This window comes from Amycolatopsis sp. cg5 (assembly GCF_041346955.1).
Lineage (GTDB): Bacteria > Actinomycetota > Actinomycetes > Mycobacteriales > Pseudonocardiaceae > Amycolatopsis.
Genome location: NZ_CP166849.1, coordinates 2,622,571 through 2,647,869, shown reverse-complemented (window position 1 = coordinate 2,647,869; position 25,299 = coordinate 2,622,571). Strand labels below are relative to the sequence as shown.

The following is a 25,299-nucleotide window of genomic DNA, read 5'->3' as shown; positions in this document are numbered from 1 at the left end:
GGACCCGCATCGCATGAGGGCCCGCGCTTGCCCGTCGCCGTCTGCGACAGGCCTGGTCCTCACCCGGGGCACCCCACCGCGGTTGGAGGGTTGCCGGCCAGCAAGCCGGGGCTGAACGCTGGCACTCGTGACCTGTTCCGGACAGTACCCCAAGATCCGCCGGCAACGCGAGCCCCTGTCCCAAATCCTGGAACGACCGTGATTTAGCCCGCTTTACTCCCGGGGATTTAGCGGGCTTTATCCCCGGGAGTAAAGCGGGCTTTATCGCGTGGGGCTCAACGGTCCAGGCGGAAACGGCCCGGTAGCTGGGTGGCGGCGTTGTCGCGCAGGCGGGTCGCGGTGCCGCCGTACTGCTCGGCGCCTTCGGTGAACTTGTAGCCGCCGAAGGTCTTGCCGTCGACGGGCTCGCCGTACGCCTCGGCGACCTCGGCCGACACCTGCTCGTACGACATGCCGCTCCAATTGCCGGCCGCGACGCGGTCCGCGCGCATCTTGGAAGCGCTTTCCTGGAGAGCCCAGAGCGTGAAGTGGACGTGCGCGCCGGTCGAGGATCCACCGCAGGGCAACGCGTTCCCGGTCTTGCCGAGGACCGTGCCCGCCGCGACCGCCTGGCCGTCGGTGACCGCGATGTTCTCCATGTGGTAGTACCCGGTGCGCCAGCCGTTGCCGTGGTCGATGGTCACCCAGTCGCCGCCGGAGCAGTGCTGGATCGCGACGGTGCCGGGCAGCGGCGCGCGCACGGTCTTGTCGTACGGCGAGAAGTCGATGGCGTTCTTCACGCCCGAGTTCCCGTCGTCGGAGTGGATACCGGCCGAGTAGACCTGCTGGCCCGTCTGGAACGGCAGCGCGAACGCCGGGAACGTCTCGGCGTTCGCGGCGGTCGGCAGCCCGACCAGCACACCCGCGAGTACGGCCGCGGCGGAGACAACGCCAAGACGCATGCGAACCTTCGTCACTCTGCGTCCTCCTTTTCTGGACTCACTCCCCCAAACGGACTAACACGAATGAACGCAAGGTAAGGCATGGTGATCTTGAAGTGAATAGTCTTTCGGCTACTTTTCGAGACATTTACGAGACGAGCCCGAGTCCTCGGCGACACCGGCACGAGTCCTGATCGAGACATTCCCGCAGCTCGCGCCGCAAAAAGGTCAGATGTTTACGGGGTGAGCACTCACACATACCTGAGCTGCAAAAACTCAGCCGCAGAGGCTTTGCTCTCCGCGCATGAGTGCTTGCGCTTCGCGTGCGAACGCGGCCGAAGTGGCCGTTTTCTAGTGGCCGGACTCCCCGCGCCACCGAGCGAGGCGGCCGGCGCGGTCGACCGCGCGCAGGCGGCGCTCAGCGGCGTCGCGAGCGGCAGCGGTGGTGACAACGAGTAACTGGTCTTGTTCCTGCAAACGGGTGGTCTTCTGCGGAGTGAAGCCGTTGCCGTCGCGGACCACCAGGCTGATGGTCGAACCCTCAGGGAGCCGGAGCTCGGTCAGGTAGACGCCGTGCATCTTGGAGCCCGCCTGGATGCGGACCTGCAGCAGTTCGGCGCCGAGCTCGTCCAGCGGCGCCGAGTCGACCTCGATCTCCTTGGCCTCGCCGCCCGCGTCGAGGCCGAGCTTGCGCGCCAGCGGGGCGAGCGTCGCGCCCTGCAGCAGGGTCAGCACGATGACCAGCACGAACACGGCGTCGACCAGGCGTTGCGCGCCGGGGACGCCTTCGGAGAGCGGGATCATCGCGAGCACGATCGGCACCGCGCCGCGGAGCCCCGCCCAGGCGAGAAAGGTCTGTTCGCGCCACGGCACCTTGAACGGCAGCGCGGCGATCAGCACCGAGATCGGCCTCGACAGCACCAGCACCACCGCGCCCGCGATGAGACCCGGCACGATCGCGTCGAGCAGCCTGGTCGGCGACGCGAACAGCCCGAGCAGCACGAACAGCCCGATCTGCGCGAGCCAGCCGAGACCTTCGGCGAACGAGAGCGTGTCCGAGCGGTGCGGCAGCCGGGAGTTGCCGAGCACGACGCCCGCGACGTAGGTGGCCAGCAGCCCGGACGCGTGCGCGAGCTGACCGCTCGAGTACGCGAGCACGCACACCGCGACCGTGGCCAGCGGATACAGGCCGGTCGCCGGCAGCGCGGCCCGGCGCAGCGCCTGGGCGCCCGCCCAGCCGAAGAGCAGGCCGAGCCCCAGGCCCAGCGCGAGTTCGTAGACGACGAGCAGCGGCAGCGTCCAGTCGACCACGGTGGCTTCGGCGAGCACCACGACCGCGATGTACGCAGGCGCGTCGTTGATGCCGGATTCGAGTTCGAGCGTGCCGACCAGCCGTTTGCCGACGCCGATGGTGCGCAGCACCGAGAACACCGCGGCCGAGTCGGTGGACGCGAGCACCGCGCCCCAGAGCAGCGCCATCCGCCAGTCGAGGCCGAGCAGCCAGTGCAGCGCGGAGCCGGTGATCGCGATGCTGACCCCGACGCCCACTGTGGACAGTGCGATTCCGGTGCCCAGCCCCGGTTTCACCGCGCTCCAGCGGGTGGTGAGCCCGCCTTCGGTGAGGATCATGACCAGTGCGGCCAGTCCCAGCGACTGGGTCAGCCCCGGGTTGTCGAACTCGACGCCGAACCCGGCTTCGCCGATGAGGACACCGATCGCCAAGTACAGCAGCAGCGAGGGCAGGCCGAGGCGGATCGAGACGCGGACGGCGATCACGGCGGACAGCAGCACGACGCCGCCGGTGCCCAGCACGATCGGGAGTTGCTCCATGCGTGCCTCCATCCCGGTCGCCCCGTGGGCTATCAGAATAGAGAAGCCACACCATTCACTCGATCGTGGAGCACCGGAGGAACGGGGTTTTCCGCTGTGCTACGGCCTCCGGCCCCCGGTATCCAGCTTATCGGCGGGTACCGACGAGTTCCGTTGAGCGGGGCGGGATGAAGGCGGAGCTGTCCACACCTAACAGGGCGAAAGGCTCCTGCGCCGCGGGGAGTATCCGAATAGCCCGTGAAGGGTCACGACTGAGCCATTCGGCGTCCACCGCGCGGCGCAGCAGAGCCGCGGGCAGCACACCGGCCAGGTGCTCGCGGCGCTCTGTCCAATCCAGACACTCGCGCAGCAGCGGGCGGCGCGGAGCCTACTCGATCACCACGCCGAGTCCATCAAGGACGGACCGGCCCCGCGAAGTCAGCGACAGCCCCGACGAGACCTCCAGCAGCCCTGCCGCGATCATCCCGTCCCGCAGTGCCACGCCGAGCTTCCCGGCCAAATGGTCGTAACAGGTACGCGCGAATTCCAGCTTCCGCACGCGCGTGGACGTGCGCAGCCCGATGGCCGGGCGCTGGTCGGCGTGCTGCGCGAGGCTCTCGATGAGCTGGGCCACCCGCGGGTCGTCGATGCGGACGTAACTGTGCCGCCCCTGCTTGACGCTCCCGACGAACCCCGCCTCGCGCAGCCGCGTGACGTGCTCGCTCGCGGTCGACGGCGCGATCTTCGCCGCCGCCGCGAGCTCACCGACCGTCCAGGCCCTGCCGTCGAGCAATGCCAGGCACATCGCCGCCCGGCTCGGGTCGGCCAGCACCGCGGCCACCTCGGCCAGCGCGATCGTCTCCATCAGCCCACGGTAGGTCAGGAACACCTCGGCCGCGGCCGATACGTCGTCAGCCCAGGAACTTCGCCGCCAGGCCCACAGCGGGCTTCGACGAGTCGGCGCCCTCCATGAACACGACGAACGCGGTGTCGCCCTTGTAGCCGACGAACCAGCCGTGCGCGTTCTCCCCGCTGCCGAACTGCGCGGTCCCGGTCTTTCCCCGCACGTCGCCACTGCCCGCCAAGCCCTTCGCGGTACCGGCGGTGACGACCTCGCGCATCATCTGCCGCAGCGGGCCGAGCACCCCGGCGGGCGGCGCCTTGTACCCGGTGCCGACGTCGGTCGGCAGGTCGGTGAACAGCTGCGGGGTGACGGCCTTGCCCGACGCGACCGTCGCCGCCATCAAGCAGGCGCCGAACGGGCTGACCGTGACCCGGCCCTGCCCGATGCCGTCCTCGACCCGCTGTGACTCGCTGTCCGCCGCCTCGACCTTGCCCGCTTCGGTGGTCAGGCCGGGGATGCTGAAGTCGGCGTTCAGCCCGAACTGGTCAGCCGCCTTCTTCAGCCCGTCGGCGGGCAGGTCGGCCGCGATCTGGCCGAACGTCGTGTTGCACGAGCGCGCGAACGTCGTGTGCAACGGGCTCGGCGGCAGGCCGAAACCGTCGTTCTTGAGCGTGCGCTGCCCGATCGTCGCGACCTCGGGGCACTCACGGACGTCGTTCGCGCCGATGCCGTTCTCCAGCGCCGCGGTCGCGGTCGCGATCTTGAACGCCGAGCCTGGCGCGAACTGGCCGCTGAACGGGTTGGTGTTCTTCGCGGCCGCGGCCGCGTTGCGCGCGGCGGAGGTGATCTCGCCGTTCGCCCTCATCGAGATGATCACGGCGGGCTTGTCACCGGCGGAGTCGACCGCCGCCTGCGCGGCCGCCTGGGTCGCCAGGCTCACCGTCGACGTGGCCGGCTTGACGGTGCCGCTGCCTTCCTTGGTGAACTCGTCTTTGACGACGGCGCCCGCGGCGTCGACGATCGCGATCGAGAACCCCGCGTCACCGGAACTCTGGGCCTTCGCGCCGTTCAGCGCCGAGTCGAGCAGCGGGACCAGCGGCGTGGTCACGTCGCCGCCCACCAGCGCCTTGCCGTCCCGGTCGACGACGGCGGGCTGCTTGCCGGCGGTCTTGAGCAGCAGCCGCTGGCCGTCCTTGAGGTCGGGGTGCAGCAGCGCCGGCGTCCAGTGGACCTTCCAGTCCTTGCCCGCCCTGACCAGTTCGATCGGCACGTCGTAGTTCCACTTGCCGCCTGCCAGGCTCCACACGAGGTGGAACTTTCCGGAGCCCGTCGCGGCGTCCGCGGCGGCGGGCGCCACCTCGGTGAGCGTCGCCTGCACTTTCTGGGACACGCTCGAATAGACGTCGGAGATGGCGGCCGTCGCCGCGTCCGGGCTGTCGGTGTACCGGCCTGCGCCGGCGGCGTCGTGCGACGAGAACGCCAGCACGTACTTGGTGGCCATGTCTTTAGGGCCCGGCGCGGTGGTGGCCGGAGCGGACTCCCCCGAAGCCGCGTCCGGGGTGGAGCCGCTGTTCAGCAGCACCACCCCGGCCAGCACGAGCACGACGACCGCCACCGCGGTGCCGATCAGAATTCCTCTTTTACGCGCGTTACTCACGTTCACATTCCCCCAGTTGCGAGCTACCGGGGGCCGACATTAACCGAATCGAGCGAACATGGTCCGGACCATCACAACATCTACACTTTTGCCACCGAGACCGTCACCTTGACGCCCTCGCCGACGGTGCCCTCGGACCCACCGGTCACCTCGCCGTAGCTCACGGCGAGCGAAAGCGTCTCCGACGCGACGAACTTCTCGTGCGCCTTCGCCGCCTCGGTGACCTCGGCAGGCGCGTCGACGACCAGCTCGATCCGGTCCGCGACGTCGAGCCCGGCGTCACGGCGGGCCTGCTGGACCACCCGGATCAGGTCGCGCGCCAAGCCTTCGGCGGACAGCTCCGGCGTGACCTCGGTGTCGAGCAGGACCAGCCCGCCGCCACCGGGCAGCTCGGCGGCCGCACCCGAGTCCTTGGCGACCAGCTTGCGCTCGTACTCGCCCTCGACCAGCTCGATACCGGCCGCCACCACGGCGCCCGAAGCCGACGTGGACCAGTCACCGGCCTTGACGGCCTTGATCACCGTCTGCACGTCCTTGCCCAGGCGGGGCCCGGCGGCGCGGGCGTTGACCGCGACCTGGAACTCGCCGTGCGCGGCGACGTCGGTGGTCAACTCGACCGACTTGACGTTCACCTCGTCGCGCAGGATGTCGGTGAACTCGCGCAGCAGCTCGGCGTCGCCCGCCGCGACCAGCAGCCTGGCGAGCGGCAGGCGCACGCGCAGCTTGTTGGCCTTACGCAGGGACAACGCGGACGAAGCGACCTGGCGGACGTGGTCCATCGCCGTCACCAGCGCGGCGTCCGCGGGCAGCTCGACCGTGTTCGGCCAGTCGGTCAGGTGCACCGAACGGCCACCGGTCAGCCCGCGCCACACCGACTCCGCGGTCAGCGGCAGCAGCGGCGCGACCACGCGCGAAGTCACCTCGAGCACGGTGTGCAGGGTGTCGATCGCGTCCTGCTCGCCCGCCCAGAACCGGTCACGCGAGCGGCGCACGTACCAGTTCGTGAGCACCTCGAGGAACTCACGCACGATCGAGCAGGCGCCCGCGACGTCGTAGGTGTCCAGCGCGTACTCGACGTCGGTGACCAGCTGGTGCGTCTTCGCCAGCACGTACCGGTCGAGCACGTGCTTGGAGTCCGTGCGCCAGGTGCCCTCGACGCCTTCCGCGTTCGCGTACAGCGCGAGGAAGTAGTACGAGTTCCACAGCGGCAGCACGGCCTGGCGCACCGCGTCGCGGATGCCCTTGTCGGTGACGATCAGGTTCCCGCCGCGCAGGATCGGGCTCGCCATCAGGTACCAGCGCATCGCGTCGGAGCCGTCACGGTCGAAGACCTCGTTGACGTCCGGGTAGTTGCGCAGCGACTTGGACATCTTCGCGCCGTCGGAGCCGAGCACGATGCCGTGCGAGACACAGGCGCGGAACGCCGGCCGGTCGAACAACGCCGTCGCCAGCACGTGCAGCAGGTAGAACCAGCCACGCGTCTGGCCGATGTACTCGACGATGAAGTCACTCGGGTAGTGGTGCTCGAACCACTCCGCGTTCTCGAACGGGTAATGCACCTGCGCGTACGGCATCGACCCCGAGTCGAACCAGACGTCGAGCACGTCCGCGACGCGGCGCATGGTCGACTTGCCGGTCGGGTCGTCCGGGTTGGGCCTGGTCAGCTCGTCGATGAACGGCCGGTGCAGGTTGTCCAGCCGCACGCCGAAGTCGGCCTCCAGCTCGTCGAGCGAGCCGTAGACGTCGGTGCGCGGGTAGCTCGGGTCGTCCGACTGCCACACCGGGATCGGCGTGCCCCAGTACCGGTTGCGCGAGACCGACCAGTCGCGGGCGTTCTCCAGCCACTTGCCGAACTGGCCGTCCTTGACGTGCTCGGGGTACCAGGTGATCTGCTGGTTGAGCTCGACCATCCGGTCCTTGAACTCGGTCACCGCGACGAACCACGACGAGACCGCGCGGTAGATCAGCGGGTTGCGGCAGCGCCAGCAGTGCGGGTACGGGTGCTCGTAGGTCTCGTGGCGCAGCAGCACCGAGCCCTGACGGCCGGCGGAACCGGTGCCGTTCTTGAGGTCCTTGATGATCTCCGGGTTCGCGTCGAACACCAGCTTGCCCGCGTAGTCGGGCACGGTGGAGTCGAACTTGCCCTGCGAGTCGACGGGGGTGACGGGCACGATGCCGTGGGCGTCGGTGACCGCCTTGTCCTCTTCACCGTAGGCGGGCGCGATGTGGACGACACCCGTACCGTCCTCTGTGGTCACATAGTCCGCGGAAAGCACGCGGTGCGCGTTCTCGTGCCCGGCGAAGTACGGGAACGGTGGCACGTAACGGGTTCCGAGCAGCTCGGTGCCGGTGTAGTGCGCGACGACGGCCGGCTCCTCGCCGAGTTCACGCGCGTAGGCGGCGACGCGGGCCTCGGCCAGCAGGTACCGCTTGCCCTCGGACTCGACGACCACGTACTGCACGTCCGGATGCACGGCCGTGGCGAGGTTCGACGGCAGCGTCCACGGGGTCGTCGTCCAGATCAGCAGGTAGGTGCCGTCGAGCTCGTTTTCGTTGCCCTCCAAGCGGAAACCGACGGTGACGGCCGGGTCCTGACGGCTCTGGTAGACGTCGTCGTCCATCCGCAGCTCGTGGTTGGACAGCGGCGTCTCGTCACGCCAGCAGTACGGCAGGACGCGGTAGCCCTCGTAGACCAGGCCCTTGTCCCACAGCTGCTTGAACGCCCAGATCACCGACTCCATGTACTTGACGTCGAGTGTCTTGTAGTCGTTCTCGAAATCGACCCAGCGCGCCTGGCGGGTGACGTACTCCTCCCACTCGCCGGTGTAGCGCAGCACGGACTCGCGGCAGGCGTCGTTGAAGACGTCGATGCCCATCGCGTCGATCTCGGACTTCTCGGTGATCCCCAGCTGGCGCATGGCTTCCAGCTCGGCGGGCAGGCCGTGCGTGTCCCAGCCGAAGCGGCGCTCGACGCGCTTGCCCTTCATGGTCTGGTACCGCGGCACCAGGTCCTTGACGTACCCGGTGAGCAGGTGACCGTAGTGCGGCAGGCCGTTGGCGAACGGCGGGCCGTCGTAGAAGACGTATTCGTTGGCGCCGTTGACCCCGGCCTCGCGCGCGTCGATGCTCGCCTGGAAGGTCCGGTCGGATTCCCAGTACGCGAGCACGTGCTTCTCGAGCTCGGGGAACGATGGCTGGGACGGGACGGTGCTCTCTCCGTCCAGCTGGGCCTTGGGGTACATCGGCGGTGCTCCTCGTCGTCTTCTCGTACAGGCTCTTCGCCTACACGGGGACGAGACGCGCCGTTTCCGGCGGTTCCGCGGTACCACCCCGCTTGCCCATTCGCATGGGCCGCTTCGTTTCGGCTGTGACGGGCCGTACCCGTCCGGTTCTACTGGGGGCGCCTGCGACGCCCTGTTCTTCCGGAGGCTTCCCGGTGATGGCCGGATCGACGCCTTTGTCTCTCTAGGTTAACGCCCACTGTAAAGCGGGTTTGCACAGGCCTGGTTGTCGCTACGATGGCCCGCACACTCTCAGGGGGATCATCAGTTGAGCCGTACCTTTCAGGTGGATCTGCGCGGTGTCGTCGATCTGCTGAGCCAGCACCTGTACTCCAGCCCGCGCGTTTACGTCCGCGAGCTGCTGCAGAACGCCGTCGACGCGGTCACCGCGCGCGGCGGCGAAGCGTCGATCGCGATCGTCGTCGCCGACGGCACGCTCACGATCACCGACACGGGCATCGGCCTGTCCGAGGCGCAGGTGCACGAGCTACTGGCGACGATCGGGCGCAGCTCGAAGCGCGACGACCTCGGTTTCGCGAGGCACGAGTTCCTAGGCCAGTTCGGGATCGGTCTCCTCTCCGCTTTCCTGGTCGCCGACGAGGTCCGCGTCGTCACCCGCTCGGCCACCGGCACGCCCGCGGTCGCGTGGACCGGCCGGTCCGACGGCACCTACGCGATCGAGCCCGCCGAGCGGGACACGATCGGCACCACGGTCACGCTGACGGCCCGGCCCGGCGCCGAGCAGTGGCTGGTGCCGGAGACCGTCACCGACCTGGCGCGGCTGTACGGATCGATGCTGCCTTTCGACGTCACGGTCAACGGCCAGGCCGTCACCGGCGAGGTGCCGTGGCGTGCCGACGACCGTTCGCCGGGGCACCGGCAGGCCGATCTGGTCGGGCACGCGCAGGACCTGCTGGGCTTCACCCCGTTCGACGTGATCGAGCTGGACGTGCCGGAGGCCGGGCTCACCGGCGTCGCGTACGTGCTGCCGTTCCCGGCCAACCCGGCCGAGCACGCGGGGCACCGCGTGTACCTCAAGCGCATGCTGCTGGCCGAAAGCGCGACCAGCCTGTTGCCGGACTGGGCGTTCTTCGCGCGCTGCGTGGTCGACGCGAGTGAGCTCCGGCCGACCGCGAGCCGGGAGTCGCTCTACGACGACGGGCTGCTGGACGCGACCCGCGAAGCGCTGGGCGACCGGCTGCGCGGTTGGCTCGTCGGGCTCGCGCGGACCAGCCCGGAGCGGCTGACGCGGTTCCTCGGCGTGCACCACTTGGGTGTCAAGGCGCTGGCGTTGCACGACGACGAGATGCTGCGGCTGGTCGAGCAGTGGTGGCCGATGGAGACCAACGTCGGCCGGATGACGCTCACCGAATTCCGCGCCAGGCACGGGATGATCCGCTACAGCGCCACCACCGAGGAGTTCCGGCAGCTGGCAGGCGTCGCCGCCGCACAGAACCTCGCGGTGATCAACGGCGGCTACACCTACGACAGCGAGATCATCGAGCGGCTGGCAGGCGTCGAGCCGGGACTGACCGTCGAACTGCTCGAACCGAGCACGCTGACGACGACGTTCTCGCCGCTCGGCTCGGCCGAGGAACTGGCCGCTCGGCCGTTCCTCGCCGCGGCGCAGCGGAGCATGGACAAGCTCGGCTGCGAGGTCGTGCTGCGTGAGTTCGAACCGGCGTCGCTGCCGGTGCTGTTCCTGGTGGACCGCTCGGCGGCCTTCCAAAGCGAGCTGCGCGCGACCAAGGACAAAGTGGACGAACTGTGGGCCGGGGTGTTGTCGGCCTTCGAAAAGCCCGCTGACGATCGCCCGCAGCTGGTCCTCAACTTCCGGAACCCGTTGGTGCGGCGCATTTCCGCGCTGCGAGACGAAGCGCTGACCGCGCTCGCGGTCGAAGCGCTCTACGGCCAGGCGTTGCTGCTCGGCTACCACCCCATTCGCCCGGCCGACGCGGCATTGCTCAATCGGTCGTTCCTGGGCCTGCTCGACCAGGCCGTCCCCACGGAGGAGACCCGATGAGCGAAGACGAGCTGTGGAACCGCCTGCGGGCGGCGGGCTCGCGACCGTACGGCCGCGCGCACATCGCCGAGCTGGAGGAGATCCTGCGTCAGGTGGACGCGCAGGGCTCGCCGCGGCTGAAGTACACGACGCGGCTCATGATCGCGAACGCCTATCGCCATGGCGGCGAGCCCGCGAAGGCGTTCGTCCCGTTTTCGTGGTGCCTGGCCGCGCATGACGCGGGCGAAAGCGAGCCCGACCTGAACTTCCGGTTGTTCTGGCAGTTCAAGGGCACGGTCAACGCGATGGCCGGGTTCCCCGAGATCCCGCTCGCCCAGACCTACGCGGTGCTCGACGACATGGAGCGCCGGTACCGGCTGGGCGGGCACACGATGAACCCCGTGCACCAGCACCGCGAACTCATCGCGCGGCACATCGGCGACAAGGCCGTCGCGCGCGAGCAGTACCGGCTCTGGACGGCCGCGCCGCGCGGCGAGATGTCCGACTGCGAGGGCTGCGAACCGAACTCGAAGGTCGCCCACCTGACCTGGCTCGGCGAGTTCGAGGACGCCGTGCGGATCGGGGATTCCGTGCTGGGCGGGCAGTTCGACTGTGTCGAGCAGCCGCAGAGCATCCTCACCGCGATGCTGGTCCCGTATGTCCGAACAGGACGGTTGGCCGAGGCGGCGCGTGCACACCGGCAGGCCTATCGCGCGGTGCAGAGCACGCCGAGCGAGCTGCAGACGGTCGGCGTGCACCTGAGTTTCTGCGCGCTCACCGGAAATCACGCGCGCGGGCTGCAGCTGCTGGAGCGTCACCTCGGCTGGCTGGACAGCGCGCCGACCCCGCTGGGCGAGATGTCGTTCTCCGCTTCGGCCGCGAACGTGCTGAGCCTGGTCGAGGCCGACGGGCACGGGAACGCCCCCATCGGCGACGTCACGGTCCGCGAGCTGCGGGCGCGGCTCAGCGAACGCGCGACGGCGATCGCCGCGCGGTTCGACGCGCGCAACGGCACGTCCAGGCAGGGCGACTGGGTGCGCGACCGGCTCGCCCAGGTGCCCGTCGTGGACTTCCTCCCGTTGTCAGGGCCGGTGCGCGAACCCGCCAGCGCCGTACCGGTCGCAGCGTCCTTTCCGGACAGTCCGGCCGAACTCGCGTCCTTGGCCGAACGGCAGCACCTGCTCGACGACAAGGCCGCGACCGCGGCGGCCTGGGCACGCTTCGACGAGCTGCTGCCGTCGCCAGACGGCGCGCTGCTCGCTCGCCGTCTGGTCGGCGCCGGGAACCTGGTCGTGAACCAGGTCCGGGACGTGGCCGTCACGCACTGGTCGCGCGCCGCCGAGGTCTATCGCGGGCTGGGCGACGAGGTCGCTCACGAAGCGGTGCGAAGCCGTCTCGGCTTGCTCAAGAGCTTCGGGGGCGAAGGCACGGACGAGATCACGGCCAGCGTCGAACGCCTTGCCAAGCTGGGTGACGCCGAGCAGTACGGCTGGGGCCTGCTGCGGCTCGCGCAGGCCGCGCTGGTGAGCGGCGAGTCCGAACGCGCGATGGCGCTGCTGGACGACGCGCGCAAGCCGATCGAAGAAGCCGGGATCGCGCTGCAGGCCGCGCAGCTGTTGCAGCAGACCGCGGAGTTCTCGGCGACCATGAGCGAGGCGCTCACCGCGGAGCCGCTCGGCCTGCTCGACGACGCCGCCTCCCGCTACCTCGCGGCGGGCGCACCCATCCGCGCGGCCGGTGCCCGGCTTTCGGCGGCCAGGTTGAAGGCGATCTTCGGCGACCTCGAAGAAGCCGCCGCGCTGTTCACCGGCGTGGTCACGGACTTCGCCGCGTACGGCAACGCGCTCGGCGCGGCCCGCGCGAAGGTCGAACTCGCTTCGGCCTGCCTGCACCTCGAACGTTTCGAAGAGGTCGCCGACCGGCTCGAAGAGGCGATCCCGGTGCTGCGTGACGCCGAAGAGGATTTCTCACAGGCACAGTTCATGCTCGCGAGGACCTACCGCGCGCTCCGTCAGCCGGACCAGGCGCTCGAGCTGCTCGCCGAGGTCTCGGAGTTCTGTATCAGCGAAGGCAATCAGGCCGGCGCCGGTCAGATGCACGAGCTCTCCGGCGAGATCCTCGACGACCTCGACCGCGACGCACAGGCCGCCGCGAGCTTCGCCCGCGCGGCGGAGCTGTTCCACGAAGCGGACTTCGCCGTCGACGAACTCCGCACCCGCCGCCGCGCGACCCTGTCCTGGCACTGGGCCCGCGACCACGACCGGGCACTCGCCGCCCTCTCGGCCACCGACGCGCACGCCGCCACCCTGTCCACCGAGGACCCCCAAACCCGCTGGGAACACTCGATGCTCAACTACGACGCGGCCCGCATCCTGGTCAACCTCGAGCGCCCCGCCGAAGCGCTCCCCCGCGTCATCCACGCCACCGAAGGCTTCCGCGCCGTCGACTCGCTCTCCGAAGCCGCGGCCGCCGGCGCGCTCCACGGCCGCATCCTCCGCGACCTCGACCGCCCCGCCGAAGCCCACGCCGTCCTCACCCAAGCACTGGCCACCCTCCCCGCCGACGCGACCAACCAACGCGCCCACCTCGAGTCCCTCCTCGCCGACCTAACCCCCTAACCCCGCGATAAAGCCCGCTTAACTCCCCGGAGTAAAGCGGGCTTTATCCCAGGGAGTTAAGCAGGCTTTATCCCACCCCCGCGTACCCGAACAGTCGGCACACGTACCCAGCCGGACGGCACGCGTACCTGAATGGACGGCACGCGTACGCCAACGGACGCCACCCGTGCACAGACGGACGACACGCCACCCAGCCAAAACTCACCCCACGCCTGCCGTCCCGACTCCCCAGGCACGCGTGCCGACTCCCTGGGTACGCGTGCCGACTCTCTGGGTACACGCGCCGTCCATCCAGGTACGCGTGCCGTCCATCTGTGCACGGGTGTCGTCCGTCCAGGTACGCGTGCCGTCCGAGCGGGGATGCTGGGAGGGTGGTGGCGCGGGGAGGTCCGCGATAAAGCCCGCTTAACTCCGGGGAGTTAAGCGGGCTTTATCGCGGGGCTTGCTTGGGTCAGCTGTCGGCCTTGGACTTCTTCTTGGTGCGGTGCGCGGTGGCGAGCTTGGCGTCGGGGCCGCAGCGGACGCAGGGGGTGAAGCCGAGTTCGCGGGCTTCGGAGACGCCGATCGGGATGAGGTCGCGGTCGGCGAGCCAGGTGCAGGCGCGGAGGTGGTAGCGGGGGTACTCGTCTACGACGACCACCTCGACGTCGAGTTCCGACACGATGAGGAGGTCGGCGGCGTCGGTGGGTTCTTCGCCGGGGTCGCCCTCGTCCTTCGCGCGGACCGGGGGCACGACGGGTTCCGGCTCGGGTTCGGGTTCGACGACCGGCACGACCACGGTCTCGGCCGCGTCTTCGGCGGCGGACTCGTCGAGCTCACCGGTGGTCGGGAGCAGCGCCGTCTGCTCGGCGTCTTCCGCTTCCTCGGTGACTTCCTCGGCAGGCGGTTCCTCCACCGTTTCGGCGGATTTACGGGACTTCCTGCGCAGCCAGTCGGCGAACAGGATGATCCCGGCCAGCACCGAAAGGCCGATCGAGACGTAGGCCCAGAGCGAATCGGCGGTGATGAGCGCCGTGACCAACAACCCGAGGGCCGCCAGCACCAGTACGAGCACGATGTAGAGCACGGTGCATTACAACACGTGGACGCACGGAAACGGTCCCGACCCTCCACAAGGAGTGCCGGAACCGTTTCCGTCAGTCAAAACCGATCAGCCTGCTTCAGCGCGCGGTCCGAACGAGTAGCCCTGACCGCCGCCGCTGCCACCGGATCCGCCCTGGCCCTGCTGGCCGGAGCCCGGTGCCGCCGAAGCGGGCGCCGCCGATCCCCTGTCGTCGAGTTCGCGGAGCTGGGACTCGAGGAACCCACGCAGGCGAGTGCGGTATTCCCGCTCTATCGTGCGCAGCTCTTCGATCTTCTTGCCCAGCGACGTCTTCTCGGCGTTGAGGTTGTTCATCGTCTCGGTGTACTTGCGCTGCGCCTCGCGATCCATGGTGGTCGCCTTGTCGCGCGCCTGTCGCTCCAGGGTCTCCGCCCTGGTCCGAGCGTCGTTCAGCATGGTCTCGGCACGCGTGCGCGCCTCGTTGACCATGGAGTCCGACTTCGAGCGGGCGTCGGAGAGCAGCTGCTCGGACTTGGTCCGGGCCTCCGCCAGCATCCCGTCGGACTCGGTCTTGGCCTCGGCGGTGAGCCGGTCGGCCATCTCCTGGGCGAGACCCAGCACCTTGGCCGCCTGCACGTTGGGCTCGCCGTTGTCGCCCATCATGCCGTGCGACTGGGTCTGCTCCATCGCCGAAGCGGGTGGCGGCACCGGGGCAAGCCGCCGCGGCTCTTCACGCACCGGTGGCGGGGCCTGGACCGCGCTCACCTTCGCGTTCTCCAGCTCGCCGCGAGTGGACTCCAGCTCGTTGTCGAGCTGCTCCACCTGCTGCCGGAGTTCGTTGTTGTCCTCGATCAACCTGGCAAGTTCGGTCTCCACCAAGTCGAGGAAGGCATCTACCTCGTCTTCGTTGTAGCCCCTTTTGCCAATAGGAGGCTTGCTGAACGCGACGTTATGCACGTCAGCGGGGGTCAACGACATCAGATCACCTCACGCACTCCATGGCCTGCAGGTCCACCCAAGCATCCCCGAGTCACTTGGGCGTCGCCAGTTGCATCGCGATGAACACAACCAACAGCAGCACCATAATCGATAAGTCCAGTCCGACGCCGCCAATCCGCACCATCGGGATGATCCGACGGACCAAACGGACCGGCGGGTCCGTAACTGTGTAGATGGTCTCCAGCGTTACCGCAACCCCTCCGGCGGGACGCCACTCGCGCGCGAAGGCGCGCACGAGCTCTATGACGACACGTGCTGTCAGCAACAACCAAAAGGCGAACAGCACGTACCAGACGATGAGCCAGACCAAATCCACGTCACCACTCTGCCATGGCGGAGCGCGGAAGACGCAGTTGGAGGGGTACTTCGTGGTCCGGAGTCGGTTTTCTCACGTTCCGTAGCCGACGGCGCCGAGTTGTGGATCAGCCGCGGAGGAACAGTCCGCCCTCGGCGATGCGGCGGCGATCCTCCGCGGTGACGTCGACATCAGGCGGTGAGAGAAGGAACACCTTGTTCGTCACCTTGTCCATCGAGCCACGCAACGCGAACGCGAGCCCGGCCGCGAAGTCGACGAGCCGCTTGGCGTCCGCGTTCTCCATCTCGGTGAGGTTCATGATCACCGGGATGCCCTCGCGGTAGTGCTCGCCGATCGCCCGCGCCTCGGCGTAGTTCGTCGGGTGCAGCGTGGTGATGCGGCTCAGCGCGTCGCGCATCGGCGGCTTCGCCGGCTCCATGACCGGCCGCAGCCTGGCCACCGGCTCCGGCTGCCGGTCGACGGCGAGCGCGCCGTGCGTCGACGGCTCGGCCACCGTGGTGCGCGGACGCGTGCGGACGGCGGGCTCGTAACCCTCGTCGTCGGCGGCGCGGTACCTGGTGCGCTGGCGCGGTTGCTCTTCGTAGTCGTCGTAGGAGTCGTCGGCATACGAACCACGCCGGTAATCGTCGTCGGCACCGTCTTCGTAGTCGTACCCGTCGTCATCGGCGGGGACCATGCCGAAGTAGGCCTTCAGCTTCTGTAGCGCGCTCATGCCCTCTCCCTAGCCTCGCCGCTCCCGCACCGTGCTACCCGGCTCGGCGGACGTTCAAACTTTCCCCTCGCCGCCGGGCCGGTACTCCCTAAGGCGAGGCTAAACCGCGCTTGCCGAGCAGCGCGGTTCCGACACGCACACAGGTCGAGCCCGCCGCGATCGCTTGCTCCAGATCATTGCTCATTCCAGCGGAAAGCTCACGGGCATTTGGGTGATCTTGGCGTAGCCGCTCGCTTGCTTGCCCCAAGGTGTAAAACGCCTTGTCCAGGTCAACACCGATGGGCGCGACGGCCATCAGGCCACCGAGATTCAAATCACCCGTAAGAGTGATCTCCTCCGCCAGCGCCGCAATCTGCCCGATGGGGCAGCCCCCGCGCGCCGGATCCCCGTCGATGCTCGCTTGGATCAAGACGTCCAACGGCGTCTCGCGTTGCCCTTCCTCGCGGGCGTTTCGGACCGCTTTCGCCAGCGCCGCGGCGAGCCTCGGCGAGTCGACGGACTGGACCTCGTCCGCCCACCGCGCGACCGAGCGCGCCTTGTTCCGCTGCAGCGACCCGACCATGTGCCACCGGATGGCGGCGTCGGGCCGCAGCACGGCCATCTCGTCGACTTTGGCGCTCGCGTCCTGATCTCGGTTTTCAGCCATGTAGGTGACGCCGAGGTCGGCCAGGAGCGCCGCGTCGGACGCCGGGAAGGTCTTGGTGACGGCGAGCAGCCGGACCTCGTCGCGAGCCCGCCCCGCCGCCGCGCACGCGCGGGCGACGCGGTCCTCGACTTCGGCGAGGTTCGCTTCGAGCTCGGCCAGCCGCTCGCTCATGGCTCGATCCACGTGATCGCGGCGATCCGGCCCGTGGTGCCGTCGCGGCGGAAGCTGAACAGCGTCTTGTCCTCGTTGGTGCAGCGCGGGTCGACGCCGATCTTGCCGACCCCGAGGTCGGCCAGCTGCCGCCAGAGACCGGCACGCAGGTCAAGGCCCGGCGTGCCCTTGCGGGTCTTGCAGGCGCTGCCGGGTACGTGCTTCTCGACGTCGGCCGCCATGTCGGCGGGCACCTCGTAGCAGTCACCGCAGATGGCCGGGCCGAGCAGCGCCTCGATCCGATGCGGCTCGGCGCCCGCCTTGACCATCGCCTCGACGGCCGCGGGGACGACGCCGACCCTGGCGCCGACCCGGCCGGCGTGCACCGCCGACACGACGCCGGCCTCGGAGTCCGCCAGCAGCAACGGCACGCAGTCCGCGACGAGCACGACCAGCGCGAGCCCCGTCGTCGCCGTGACGAGCGCGTCGGTGGCTTCGGCCGCCGACGTCTCGGTGCCGTCGACGGTGGTCGCGGTCCGCCCGTGGACCTGCTCCATCCAGGAGAGCTTGTCCTCGGCCAGCCCGAGCTCGGCCGCGAGCCGCTTGCGGTTCGCGTACACGGCGCCGTCGTCGTCACCGACGTGGTCGCCGAGGTTGAACGTGTCGTACGGAGCGCGCGACGCCCCGCCCGCACGAGTGGTCACTACCCTGCGGATCTTCACGAACCTGACCCTATCGCTCAAGAGGTGAGGGCCTGCGAAAACGGGGTCGTGAGTGGTATGGCCGGTTAGAACCGGCGATACCACTCACGACCCCGAAAGTGGTCGAGTCGGCTAGCGGCGCATGAACGGGGGCACGTCGACGTCGTCGTCGGACGGGTCGTCCTGCACCGGCATCGCGCGGCCGGGCAGGCTGCCCGTGCCCGAGGTGGTGCGCGGGGCCGGGTAGCCACGCGAGTTGCCCGGCTGCGGGAGGCCGCCGGACATCGAGCCGGTCGAGCCGACCGGGGTGTGCGTGCGCGGCGGGGCGACCGGGTAGCCGTTGCTGGTCGTCTGCTGCGTCGGCGTGGTGTTCGAGCCGACCGGGGTGGCGCCCTGGCCGACGTGGCCGGAGGTGGCCGTCGCGGTCGAGTTGCTGCGCGCCGACGCGAAGGTCGACGGGTCCAGCTTCTTGTGCGTCGGCGTGCCCGCGTCGAAGCCTGCCGCGATGACCGTGACCCTGACCTCGTCGCCGAGCGAGTCGTCGATGATCGTGCCGAAGATGATGTTGGCGTCCGGGTGCGCGGACTCCTGCACCAGCGAGGCGGCCTCGTTGATCTCGAACAGGCCGAGGTCGGAGCCGCCCGCGATCGACAGGAGCGCGCCGTGCGCGCCGTCCATCGAGGCTTCGAGCAGCGGCGAGTTGATCGCCTTCTCGGCCGCCTGGATGGCCCGGCCCTCACCACGCGCGGAGCCGATGCCCATCAGCGCGGAGCCCGCGCCGGACATGACGCTCTTGACGTCGGCGAAGTCCAGGTTGATCAGGCCGGGGGTGGTGATCAGGTCGGTGATGCCCTGGACACCGGAGAGCAGCACCTCGTCCGCGGAGCGGAACGCGTCCATCAGCGAGACGCCGATGTCGCCGAGCTGCAGCAGCCGGTCGTTGGGGATGACGATGAGCGTGTCGCACTCGTTGCGCAGCGCCTGGATGCCGTCCTCGGCCTGCTTGCCGCGGCGCTTGCCCTCGAAGGTGAACGGCCTGGTGACCACGCCGATGGTCAGCGCGCCCAGCTTGCGGGCGATCTGCGCGACCACGGGGGCGCCACCGGTGCCGGTGCCACCACCCTCACCGGCGGTCACGAACACCATGTCGGCGCCCTTGATGACCTCTTCGATCTCCTCGCGGTGGTCCTCGGCGGCCTTCTGCCCCACCTCGGGGGCGGCGCCGGCACCGAGGCCGCGGGTCAGTTCGCGGCCGATGTCGAGCTTGACGTCGGCATCGGACATGAGCAGTGCTTGCGCGTCGGTGTTCACCGCGATGAACTCGACACCTTTGAGGCCGACCTCGATCATGCGGTTCACGGCGTTCACGCCGCCGCCGCCGATACCGACGACCTTGATCACCGCAAGGTAGTTGTGCGGGGGCGCCATCGGGTCCGCCTTCCTTTTCGTTCTGCCCGTACAGCCACGCTGGCAGCGTCGAACCCTCGACCTAAACCCTAGGCTGAGAGTTATGTCAACCACCTGCGTTGACTGGAAGGTAGGTAAAAGGAAGCCGTTAATCCAGTTGCCACGCCGTGTGTCGCCAAAACTGTGTAGCTACAGGGTTTTTGCCATCAAGCCGTGAAAACCCGCAAGAACGGGTCGGTCGTCGGCTCCGCCGCCCCGCCAAGGGGCTCCAAAGTGACCGCGACCTGCGTCGTTCCGGTGACACCGCTGGCCAGCACGAGCTGCCCGCCCTCGGCTCGCGGCAGCACCCCGGCCGAGCGCGGCACGCCACCCTCGATCAGCCAGACCTGGTAATCCCGGTCGCCGGGACTGGGCAGCTTCGACGCCATGAACATCATCTTGTCCAGCGAAGGCGACATGACGACGGTCCCGCCGCCCCCGATCGCCGAACGCCCGTGCAGCGTCTGCGCGTCCGGCGCGGACAGGAGTTCGGCCACCGGCGCGTACTTGGCCTGCGCGGTTTCGAGCCGGTCCTGGGCGTTGAGCGCGATCCCGCCGAAGACACCGGCGAGCGCCAGCCCGACGACGGCGGCGGCGGTCGTCAAGAACACCGTCCAACGCGGCACGCGCCTGGTCGCGCGTGCGCTCTCCTCGTGCTCGACCGGTGCGTCGGGCGGCAGCTGCCTGGTCGCCCTGACCTGGGCGAGCACGCGTGCCTTCAGCCGGTCGCCGGTCTGCTCCTCCGCGACGGCCGCGCCCAGCCTCGCCGCGGTCGCGCGCAGTTCCCGCACCTCCTGCGCGCAGGACTCGCATTCCTCGATATGGCGCTGGAAACGCGCCCTTTCGTGCTCGGACAACGCGTTCACGGCGAAAGCACCCGCGAGCGTGTGCATCTCAGGTGAGCTCATGCCGTCACCCCCAAACAGTCACGCAGCCGGATCAGCCCGTCCCGCAGCCGCGTCTTGATGGTTCCCTGCGGGGTCGACAGCACCTCGGCGACCTCGCGATACGTGTACCCCTGGTAATACGCGAGCAGCACCGATTCCCGTTGCAGCTCGGTCAGGTTCGACAGGCACTTGCGCACCTGTGAGCGCTCCCAGCGCGAGGTGACCGCCTCGGCGACCTCGTCGAAGGGACGATTCCTGGCGGCCTCGAAGGTCGCCTTCTGCTCTCGGTCGGTGCTCGCGCGCGCCGACCGCACCCGGTCGACCGCGCGCCGGTGCGCCAGCGTGAGCGCCCAGTTCAGCGCGCTCCCCTTGTCCGGCGAATACCGCGTGGCGGTCTTCCAGAGCTCGACGAGCACTTCCTGCGCGACCTCTTCGGACTGCGCGCCGTCGCGCACGACCCGGCGGACCAGGCCGAGCACCGGCCCGGCGAGCTTGTCGTAGAGCTGCTCGAACGCGCGCTCGTCGCCCTTCGCGACCCGCACGAGCAGGTCCTCGGCGCTCGGTCCCGACTGCACCGGGGCGATGCGGGACCGTACCGGTTCATCCATTGCTCGTCTCCCGGATCAACGGTGCCTTCTTCAGCCAGAGGGTGATGCCGTGCTTGCGGATGAGCGCGGAGACGCGCTGCGGCAGCAGCGGCCTCGCGAGCAGCAAGCGGACGAGCGCCCGGCGGCCCGCCGGGCGGCGGACTCCGCGCAGGGTAGCGGTCAGCACGACGTCACCGCGCTGCCGCAGTGCCACGGTGACCGCGAGGAACGCGTCCGGGCACGGCACGTGCATCCGGTACTCGCCCTCCATCGTCTGGAAGGGCGACACGTAGAACTCCTTGTCCGCGCGCGCCGAACCGTCGTAGTCGGGGTGGAGCAGGTACGCGTGGCGGCCCTTGTAGGTGTTGTGCACCTCCGCCACGACGCACGCGAGTTCGCCGTCCGGGTAGTGGCACCAGTAGACGGTGATCGGGTTGAACACGTAGCCGAGCACGCGCGCGCTGGCGAGCATCGCGACCTTGCCGCCGCGCAGGTCGACGTCGCGGGTGGCGAGCCAGGCGTCCAGTTTGGACCGGATGCTGCCGGGGTCGGCCGGTCCAAAGTGGTCACGGCCGTCGAAGCGGGCGAACGGCTTGAGGTACCAGGGAAGTTCGGGCAGGTCGTCGAGGTCGACGAACCAGAGGTAGATCTGGTGCGCGAAGGAGTGCGGCGGGTCGATCCGCCGCACGTGCGCGACCGTGGCGTCGTAGAGCGCGGTCACCAGTCCACTCCGAACGATGCCGCCGCGCGCACCCCGGACGCGCAACCGTCTTCGTGGAAACCCCAGCCCTGATAGGCGCCCGCGAAGGCGAGCTTGCCGTCGTTGAGCTCGGGCAGCCGCCGCTGTGCCGCGACGGATTCGGGCGTGTAGACCGGGTGCTCGTAGTTCATCTTCGCGATGACCGACGACTCGGGCGGCGGGCTGGCCGGGTTGAGCGTGACGACGTACCCCTTCGGCTCGTCCAGGCACATCAGCCGGTTCATGTCGTAGCTGACCTGGACGGCGCCCTGGTGCGCGCCGCATTCGGCGGCCGAGTAGTTCCAGCCTGCCCGTGCCGCCCGCGCCGACGGCAGGATCGCGTCGTGCGTGTGCAGCCACGCTTCGTTGGCGGAGTAGCGGAACGAGCCGAGCAGTTCGGACTCGGCGGCCGTCGGCTTGGCGAGCATGCCCAAAGCCTGATCCGCGTGCGCCGCGATGACAACATGGTCGAGCGCGTGCACGGTGTCGGCGTCGTCGCGGACCTCCACGCCCCAGACCGTGCGCGAGACGCTGCGCACCGGGGTGGACAGATGCACCGCGGTGAGCTGCTTGGCCGCCCGCTCGACGTATTCGCGGGAGCCGCCGGTGACCGTGCGCCATTGCGGCGAATCGCCGATCGAGAGCATCCCGTGGTTGCGCAGGAACTCGAAGAGGTACCGCGCCGGGTAACGCAGGGTGTCCGCACGGTCCGCCGACCACACGGTCGAGACCACCGGAAGCATGAAGTGGTCGACGAAGTACTTCGTGTACCCGCCGATGGCGAGGAAGGCGCCGATGGTGACGTCACCGGCGTCCGTGGCGCTCAAGAGCCGGTGCGCGTGCAGGTGGAAGCGCTTGACCTCGGCGAGCATGCGCAGATATTTCGCGCGGCCCAGGTTGCGCGGCTGGGCGAACATGCCGCGCACGCCCTTGGCGCCCGCGTACTGCAGACCGCAGCCGTCGCAGCGGATGCTCATCGACATCTCGGTGTCCTGCGTGCGCACGCCGAGCTCGCCGAACAGGCGCAACAGGTACGGGTACGTGCGCTCGTTGTGCACGATGAACCCGGAGTCGACGCCGACGGTGCCGCCGTGCGCGCTGGGCACGTCGTGCGTGTGGGCGTGCCCGCCGAGCCGGTCGTCGGCCTCGAACAGCAGGACGTCGTAGCGCCGTTGCAGCAGGTAGGCCGCGGTCAGCCCGGCCACCCCGCCGCCGACCACGCCGATGCGTTGCTTGGATGTCTGCACGAAGGTGGTTCGGAGCAGGTCCGTACCCGGATTGGCGCGGGTTGCGGACCAATCCGTCCGCCGCCGGGCGCCGAATCACGGACATGCCGAACAGCAGCTGCCATCGCCTCGTGACATTCGTGGAGAAACTTCTCGGGGTTTCGCTCCCGGTTGGCCTTCGTACCTGGGACGGCGTGCGGATTGGTCCGGCCGGCGCGCCGACCGTGGTGCTGCGCAACCGCAGGGCGCTGCGCCGCCTGCTCTACTCCCCCGGCGAGCTCGGGCTCGCGCGCGCGTACGTCTCCGGCGACCTCGACGTCGAAGGTGATCTCACCGAGGGTTTCCGCCGCATCTGGGCGCTCACCCGATCCGGTGCGCTCAGCCGGGTGAAGCTCGGACCGCGTGAGTGGGCCGAAGCCGTCCGACTGGCCGCCTCGCTGGGCGTGCTCGGGCTGCCGCCGCGTCCGCCCGCGGAAGAGGCGCGCTTGTCGGGCAGGCTGCACAGCCTGTTGCGCGACAAGGCCGCGATCGCACACCACTACGACACGAGCAACGCGTTCTACCAGCTGTTGCTCGACGAATCCATGGCTTACTCGTCCGCGTACTTCCGCTCGGAGGAGACCTCGCTGGCGCAGGCGCAGTGGGACAAGCTGGAGATGATCTGCCGCAAGCTGGACCTGCGCCCCGGCATGCGCCTGCTGGACGTCGGCTGCGGCTGGGGCTCCCTGCTCGTCCACGCCGCGAAGCACCACGGCGTCGAAGCCGTCGGCATCACGCTGTCCGCGGAGCAGCTGGAGCACATCCGGGGACGGCTCGCCGAGCACGATCTCACCGATCGGGTGGAAGTCCGCCGCCAGGACTACCGCGAGCTGACCGACGAGCCGTTCGACGCCGTCTCGTCCATAGAGATGGGTGAGCACGTCGGCGAGGAGAACTACCCGACGTACACGAGCACGCTGTTCCGCATGCTCAAGCCCGAGGGCAGGCTGGTGCTGCAGCAGATGTCACGTGGCGCGGTGGCGCCGGGCGGCGGCGCGTTCATCGAGCGGTACATCGCGCCGGACATGACCATGCGGCCGCTGTCCCGGACGCTGGGGCACATCGAGTCGGCAGGCTTCGAAATCCGCGACGTGCACGCGATGCGCGAACACTATGTCGACACCGTGCGTGCTTGGACTGCCACACTGGAGTCACGCTGGGATGATGCGGTGGCGTTGATCGGCGAGGCGGGCGCGCGCGTGTGGCGGCTGTATCTCGTCGGCGGCGCGATGGCCTTCGAAGAGAACAGGATGGGCGTGGATCAAATTCTCGCGGTGCGGCCGACGGACGAGGGATCGAGCGGGATGCCGGCCACCCGCGAGTTCGCATGATCGCCACGACACTGGCGGTCAACGCGGGCGTCACCCTCGCGGCGGTCGCACTGACCTTCGCCATCGCGATGGCACGCAAGCGCTGGGACACCATCGACACCTTCTGGGGCCTCGGCTTCGCGATCGTCGCGGTGACCAGCTTCGCGGTCGCCGACACGCCGTTCGCGCTGGCGGCGCTGACGGTGATCTGGGGCGTCCGGCTCGCGGTCCATCTCCATCTGCGCAACCACGGCCTCCCCGAGGACCCGCGCTACGTGAAGATGGCCAAGCGGATGGGCCCGAATCCCGCGCTGCCGATGTTCCTGCGCGTGTACCTGCTGCAGGCGGTGATCCTCTGGTTCGTCTCGCTGCCGATCCAGCTCGCGTCCGGCTGGGGCTGGGTGAGCTGGCTCGGCGTCGTGGTGTGGATCGTCGGCTTCGCGTTCGAGACGGTCGGCGACGACCAGCTGCGCCGCTTCAAGGCCGACCCGGCCAACAAGGGCAAGGTCCTCGACACCGGGTTGTGGCGCTACACCAGGCACCCCAACTACTTCGGCGACGCCTGCCTCTGGTGGGGCCTGTATCTGATGGCGTGCACGACCTGGACGGGCGCGGCGATGATCCTTTCCCCGATCGTGATGACCTACCTGCTGGCGAAGGGCACCGGGAAACCGTTGCTGGAGAAGGGCATGCGGCGTTCCCGGCCCGGCTACGCCTACTACGTCGAGCGCACCAGCGGCTTCTTCCCGTTGCCACCACGCAAGAACGTCACTCCCCGGTAAGCCCGTCGGTCAGTTCCCGCAGCAGATCGAGGTGGCCGGCGTGCCTGCCGGTCTCCTCGATCATGTGGGTCACGACCCAGCGCACGTTCACCCGCTTGTCCCGGTACGGCACCTCCTGGTCGAAGTCGAGCTTCGCGACGATTTCGCTGCAGCGGCGGCACTCCTTCTCGTAGTCCTCGATGATCCGGGCGAGCGGCTTGTCGAGCGCTTCACGGAACTCGGCGTCCGGGTCGACGTCGAGCTTCTCCTTCCAGCGGTCCTTCTCGCCGTTGAGGATGACGCCGAACCAGTACTCCTCGACCAGGAACAGGTGGTTGACGATCCCCGCGATCGTGAACACCTTGCTCGGCAGCAACGCTTGGCGAGCCTGCTCGTCGGTGAGACCGCTCGCCTTCCACACGACGGTCGCGCGCAGGAAGTCGAGGAAACCGGTCAGCTGGGCGCGCTCGTCGCCGACCATGTCCGGTTCGGGCCGCTTGGGTTCTTGGCTCATGCTCCGCAGTCTGCCTCAGCGGTCCGACACTTTCGCCCCATTTCCCCCGACCTGGGGTCGGACCTGCCGTAGCGCAGAATTCCGGCAAAGTCG

20 protein-coding genes, 1 pseudogene and 1 riboswitch are annotated in these 25,299 nt (G+C 69.1%); of the genes and pseudogenes, 4 read left to right on the top strand and 17 right to left on the bottom strand.

The annotated features are described in order from the left end of the window. Nucleotides 1–18 precede the first annotated feature (18 nt). A riboswitch (SAM riboswitch) is annotated at nt 19–133 on the bottom strand. A 142-nt stretch (nt 134–275) separates the two neighbouring features. The 5 genes and pseudogenes from AB5J62_RS12140 to ileS form a co-directional block, all read right to left on the bottom strand. Continuing rightward, the gene (locus AB5J62_RS12140; protein ID WP_370948305.1) at nt 276–941 is read right to left on the bottom strand and encodes a M23 family metallopeptidase; all 666 of its coding nucleotides are present in this window, start codon (nt 939–941) and stop codon (nt 276–278) included. 330 nt (nt 942–1,271) lie between these two features. Continuing rightward, nucleotides 1,272–2,750 (bottom strand): potassium/proton antiporter, encoded by a 1,479-nt coding sequence (locus tag AB5J62_RS12135; RefSeq protein WP_370948304.1) that lies wholly within the window; start codon nt 2,748–2,750, stop codon nt 1,272–1,274. 127 nt (nt 2,751–2,877) lie between these two features. Next, nucleotides 2,878–3,594: pseudogene (locus AB5J62_RS12130) on the bottom strand (ArsR/SmtB family transcription factor). Between the two features lie 46 nt (nt 3,595–3,640). Continuing rightward, nucleotides 3,641–5,230: a penicillin-binding transpeptidase domain-containing protein gene (locus tag AB5J62_RS12125; protein ID WP_370948303.1), complete on the bottom strand. Its 1,590-nt coding sequence runs from the start codon at nt 5,228–5,230 to the stop codon at nt 3,641–3,643. Nucleotides 5,231–5,310: 80 nt separating this feature from the next. Beyond that, nucleotides 5,311–8,472 (bottom strand): isoleucine--tRNA ligase, encoded by a 3,162-nt coding sequence (gene ileS, locus AB5J62_RS12120; protein WP_370948302.1) that lies wholly within the window; start codon nt 8,470–8,472, stop codon nt 5,311–5,313. Between the two features lie 307 nt (nt 8,473–8,779). Between ileS and AB5J62_RS12115 the strand changes: the two genes are divergently transcribed. Beyond that, a complete protein-coding gene (locus AB5J62_RS12115) occupies nt 8,780–10,534 on the top strand; it encodes an HSP90 family protein (protein ID WP_370948301.1) in 1,755 nt (584 codons plus the stop codon). Continuing rightward, the gene (locus tag AB5J62_RS12110) at nt 10,531–13,131 is read left to right on the top strand and encodes a tol-pal system YbgF family protein (protein WP_370948300.1); all 2,601 of its coding nucleotides are present in this window, start codon (nt 10,531–10,533) and stop codon (nt 13,129–13,131) included. The genes AB5J62_RS12115 and AB5J62_RS12110 overlap by 4 nt, the downstream gene beginning before the upstream one ends. A 451-nt stretch (nt 13,132–13,582) precedes the next feature. On the opposite strand, the gene AB5J62_RS12105 is transcribed toward AB5J62_RS12110, so the two are convergent. The 11 genes from AB5J62_RS12105 to AB5J62_RS12055 all read right to left on the bottom strand — a co-directional run bounded on the left by AB5J62_RS12105 (nt 13,583) and on the right by AB5J62_RS12055 (nt 22,603). Next, nucleotides 13,583–14,197, bottom strand: a complete 615-nt coding sequence (locus AB5J62_RS12105; RefSeq protein WP_370948299.1) for a hypothetical protein — start codon at nt 14,195–14,197, stop codon at nt 13,583–13,585. Nucleotides 14,198–14,281: 84 nt separating this feature from the next. Next, nucleotides 14,282–15,151 carry a DivIVA domain-containing protein gene (locus AB5J62_RS12100; RefSeq protein WP_370948298.1) on the bottom strand — a complete coding sequence of 290 codons (870 nt, stop codon included), beginning with the start codon at nt 15,149–15,151 and terminating at the stop codon, nt 14,282–14,284. A 52-nt stretch (nt 15,152–15,203) separates the two neighbouring features. Next, a complete protein-coding gene (locus tag AB5J62_RS12095) occupies nt 15,204–15,488 on the bottom strand; it encodes a YggT family protein (protein WP_091290819.1) in 285 nt (94 codons plus the stop codon). Between the two features lie 106 nt (nt 15,489–15,594). After that, nucleotides 15,595–16,200 carry a cell division protein SepF gene (locus AB5J62_RS12090; RefSeq protein WP_370948297.1) on the bottom strand — a complete coding sequence of 202 codons (606 nt, stop codon included), beginning with the start codon at nt 16,198–16,200 and terminating at the stop codon, nt 15,595–15,597. A gap of 88 nt (nt 16,201–16,288) precedes the next feature. After that, entirely contained in the window at nt 16,289–17,017 is a 729-nt protein-coding gene (locus tag AB5J62_RS12085) for a YggS family pyridoxal phosphate-dependent enzyme (RefSeq protein ID WP_370948296.1), read from the bottom strand. After that, entirely contained in the window at nt 17,014–17,718 is a 705-nt protein-coding gene (pgeF, locus tag AB5J62_RS12080) for a peptidoglycan editing factor PgeF (protein ID WP_370948295.1), read from the bottom strand. The genes AB5J62_RS12085 and pgeF overlap by 4 nt, the downstream gene beginning before the upstream one ends. Before the next feature lie 111 nt (nt 17,719–17,829). After that, nucleotides 17,830–19,125, bottom strand: a complete 1,296-nt coding sequence (gene ftsZ, locus AB5J62_RS12075) for a cell division protein FtsZ (RefSeq protein WP_370948294.1) — start codon at nt 19,123–19,125, stop codon at nt 17,830–17,832. Nucleotides 19,126–19,310: 185 nt separating this feature from the next. Further along, nucleotides 19,311–20,051: an anti-sigma factor domain-containing protein gene (locus AB5J62_RS12070; RefSeq protein WP_370948293.1), complete on the bottom strand. Its 741-nt coding sequence runs from the start codon at nt 20,049–20,051 to the stop codon at nt 19,311–19,313. Continuing rightward, nucleotides 20,048–20,638: an ECF RNA polymerase sigma factor SigK gene (gene sigK / locus AB5J62_RS12065; RefSeq protein ID WP_370948292.1), complete on the bottom strand. Its 591-nt coding sequence runs from the start codon at nt 20,636–20,638 to the stop codon at nt 20,048–20,050. The genes AB5J62_RS12070 and sigK overlap by 4 nt, the downstream gene beginning before the upstream one ends. Beyond that, complete coding sequence (locus AB5J62_RS12060; protein ID WP_370950246.1) at nt 20,631–21,341, bottom strand: DUF1365 domain-containing protein; 711 nt, start codon at nt 21,339–21,341, stop codon at nt 20,631–20,633. Before AB5J62_RS12060 ends, sigK begins: the two co-directional genes overlap by 8 nt. After that, nucleotides 21,335–22,603 carry an NAD(P)/FAD-dependent oxidoreductase gene (locus tag AB5J62_RS12055; RefSeq protein WP_370948291.1) on the bottom strand — a complete coding sequence of 423 codons (1,269 nt, stop codon included), beginning with the start codon at nt 22,601–22,603 and terminating at the stop codon, nt 21,335–21,337. Before AB5J62_RS12055 ends, AB5J62_RS12060 begins: the two co-directional genes overlap by 7 nt. 83 nt (nt 22,604–22,686) lie before the next feature. Between AB5J62_RS12055 and AB5J62_RS12050 the strand changes: the two genes are divergently transcribed. Then, nucleotides 22,687–23,952: a class I SAM-dependent methyltransferase gene (locus AB5J62_RS12050; RefSeq protein WP_370948290.1), complete on the top strand. Its 1,266-nt coding sequence runs from the start codon at nt 22,687–22,689 to the stop codon at nt 23,950–23,952. After that, complete coding sequence (locus tag AB5J62_RS12045) at nt 23,949–24,713, top strand: DUF1295 domain-containing protein (RefSeq protein WP_370948289.1); 765 nt, start codon at nt 23,949–23,951, stop codon at nt 24,711–24,713. The genes AB5J62_RS12050 and AB5J62_RS12045 overlap by 4 nt, the downstream gene beginning before the upstream one ends. On the opposite strand, the gene AB5J62_RS12040 is transcribed toward AB5J62_RS12045, so the two are convergent. Then, nucleotides 24,700–25,206 (bottom strand): DinB family protein, encoded by a 507-nt coding sequence (locus AB5J62_RS12040; RefSeq protein ID WP_370948288.1) that lies wholly within the window; start codon nt 25,204–25,206, stop codon nt 24,700–24,702. The two genes, AB5J62_RS12045 and AB5J62_RS12040, sit on opposite strands and share 14 nt — an antisense overlap. Between the last annotated feature and the right edge of the window lie 93 nt (nt 25,207–25,299).

Coding starts and splice junctions, on each gene's coding strand:
- AB5J62_RS12085 (WP_370948296.1), bottom strand. CDS start 17,017: ATGAGCGAGCGGCTGGCCGAGCTCGAAGCGAACCTCGCCGAAGTCGAG.
- AB5J62_RS12110 (WP_370948300.1), top strand. CDS start 10,531: ATGAGCGAAGACGAGCTGTGGAACCGCCTGCGGGCGGCGGGCTCGCGA.
- sigK (WP_370948292.1), bottom strand. CDS start 20,638: ATGGATGAACCGGTACGGTCCCGCATCGCCCCGGTGCAGTCGGGACCG.
- AB5J62_RS12090 (WP_370948297.1), bottom strand. CDS start 16,200: ATGAGCGCGCTACAGAAGCTGAAGGCCTACTTCGGCATGGTCCCCGCC.
- ileS (WP_370948302.1), bottom strand. CDS start 8,472: ATGTACCCCAAGGCCCAGCTGGACGGAGAGAGCACCGTCCCGTCCCAG.
- AB5J62_RS12045 (WP_370948289.1), top strand. CDS start 23,949: ATGATCGCCACGACACTGGCGGTCAACGCGGGCGTCACCCTCGCGGCG.
- AB5J62_RS12070 (WP_370948293.1), bottom strand. CDS start 20,051: ATGAGCTCACCTGAGATGCACACGCTCGCGGGTGCTTTCGCCGTGAAC.
- AB5J62_RS12040 (WP_370948288.1), bottom strand. CDS start 25,206: ATGAGCCAAGAACCCAAGCGGCCCGAACCGGACATGGTCGGCGACGAG.
- AB5J62_RS12140 (WP_370948305.1), bottom strand. CDS start 941: ATGCGTCTTGGCGTTGTCTCCGCCGCGGCCGTACTCGCGGGTGTGCTG.
- AB5J62_RS12100 (WP_370948298.1), bottom strand. CDS start 15,151: ATGTCGTTGACCCCCGCTGACGTGCATAACGTCGCGTTCAGCAAGCCT.
- AB5J62_RS12050 (WP_370948290.1), top strand. CDS start 22,687: ATGCCGAACAGCAGCTGCCATCGCCTCGTGACATTCGTGGAGAAACTT.
- ftsZ (WP_370948294.1), bottom strand. CDS start 19,125: ATGGCGCCCCCGCACAACTACCTTGCGGTGATCAAGGTCGTCGGTATC.
- AB5J62_RS12135 (WP_370948304.1), bottom strand. CDS start 2,750: ATGGAGCAACTCCCGATCGTGCTGGGCACCGGCGGCGTCGTGCTGCTG.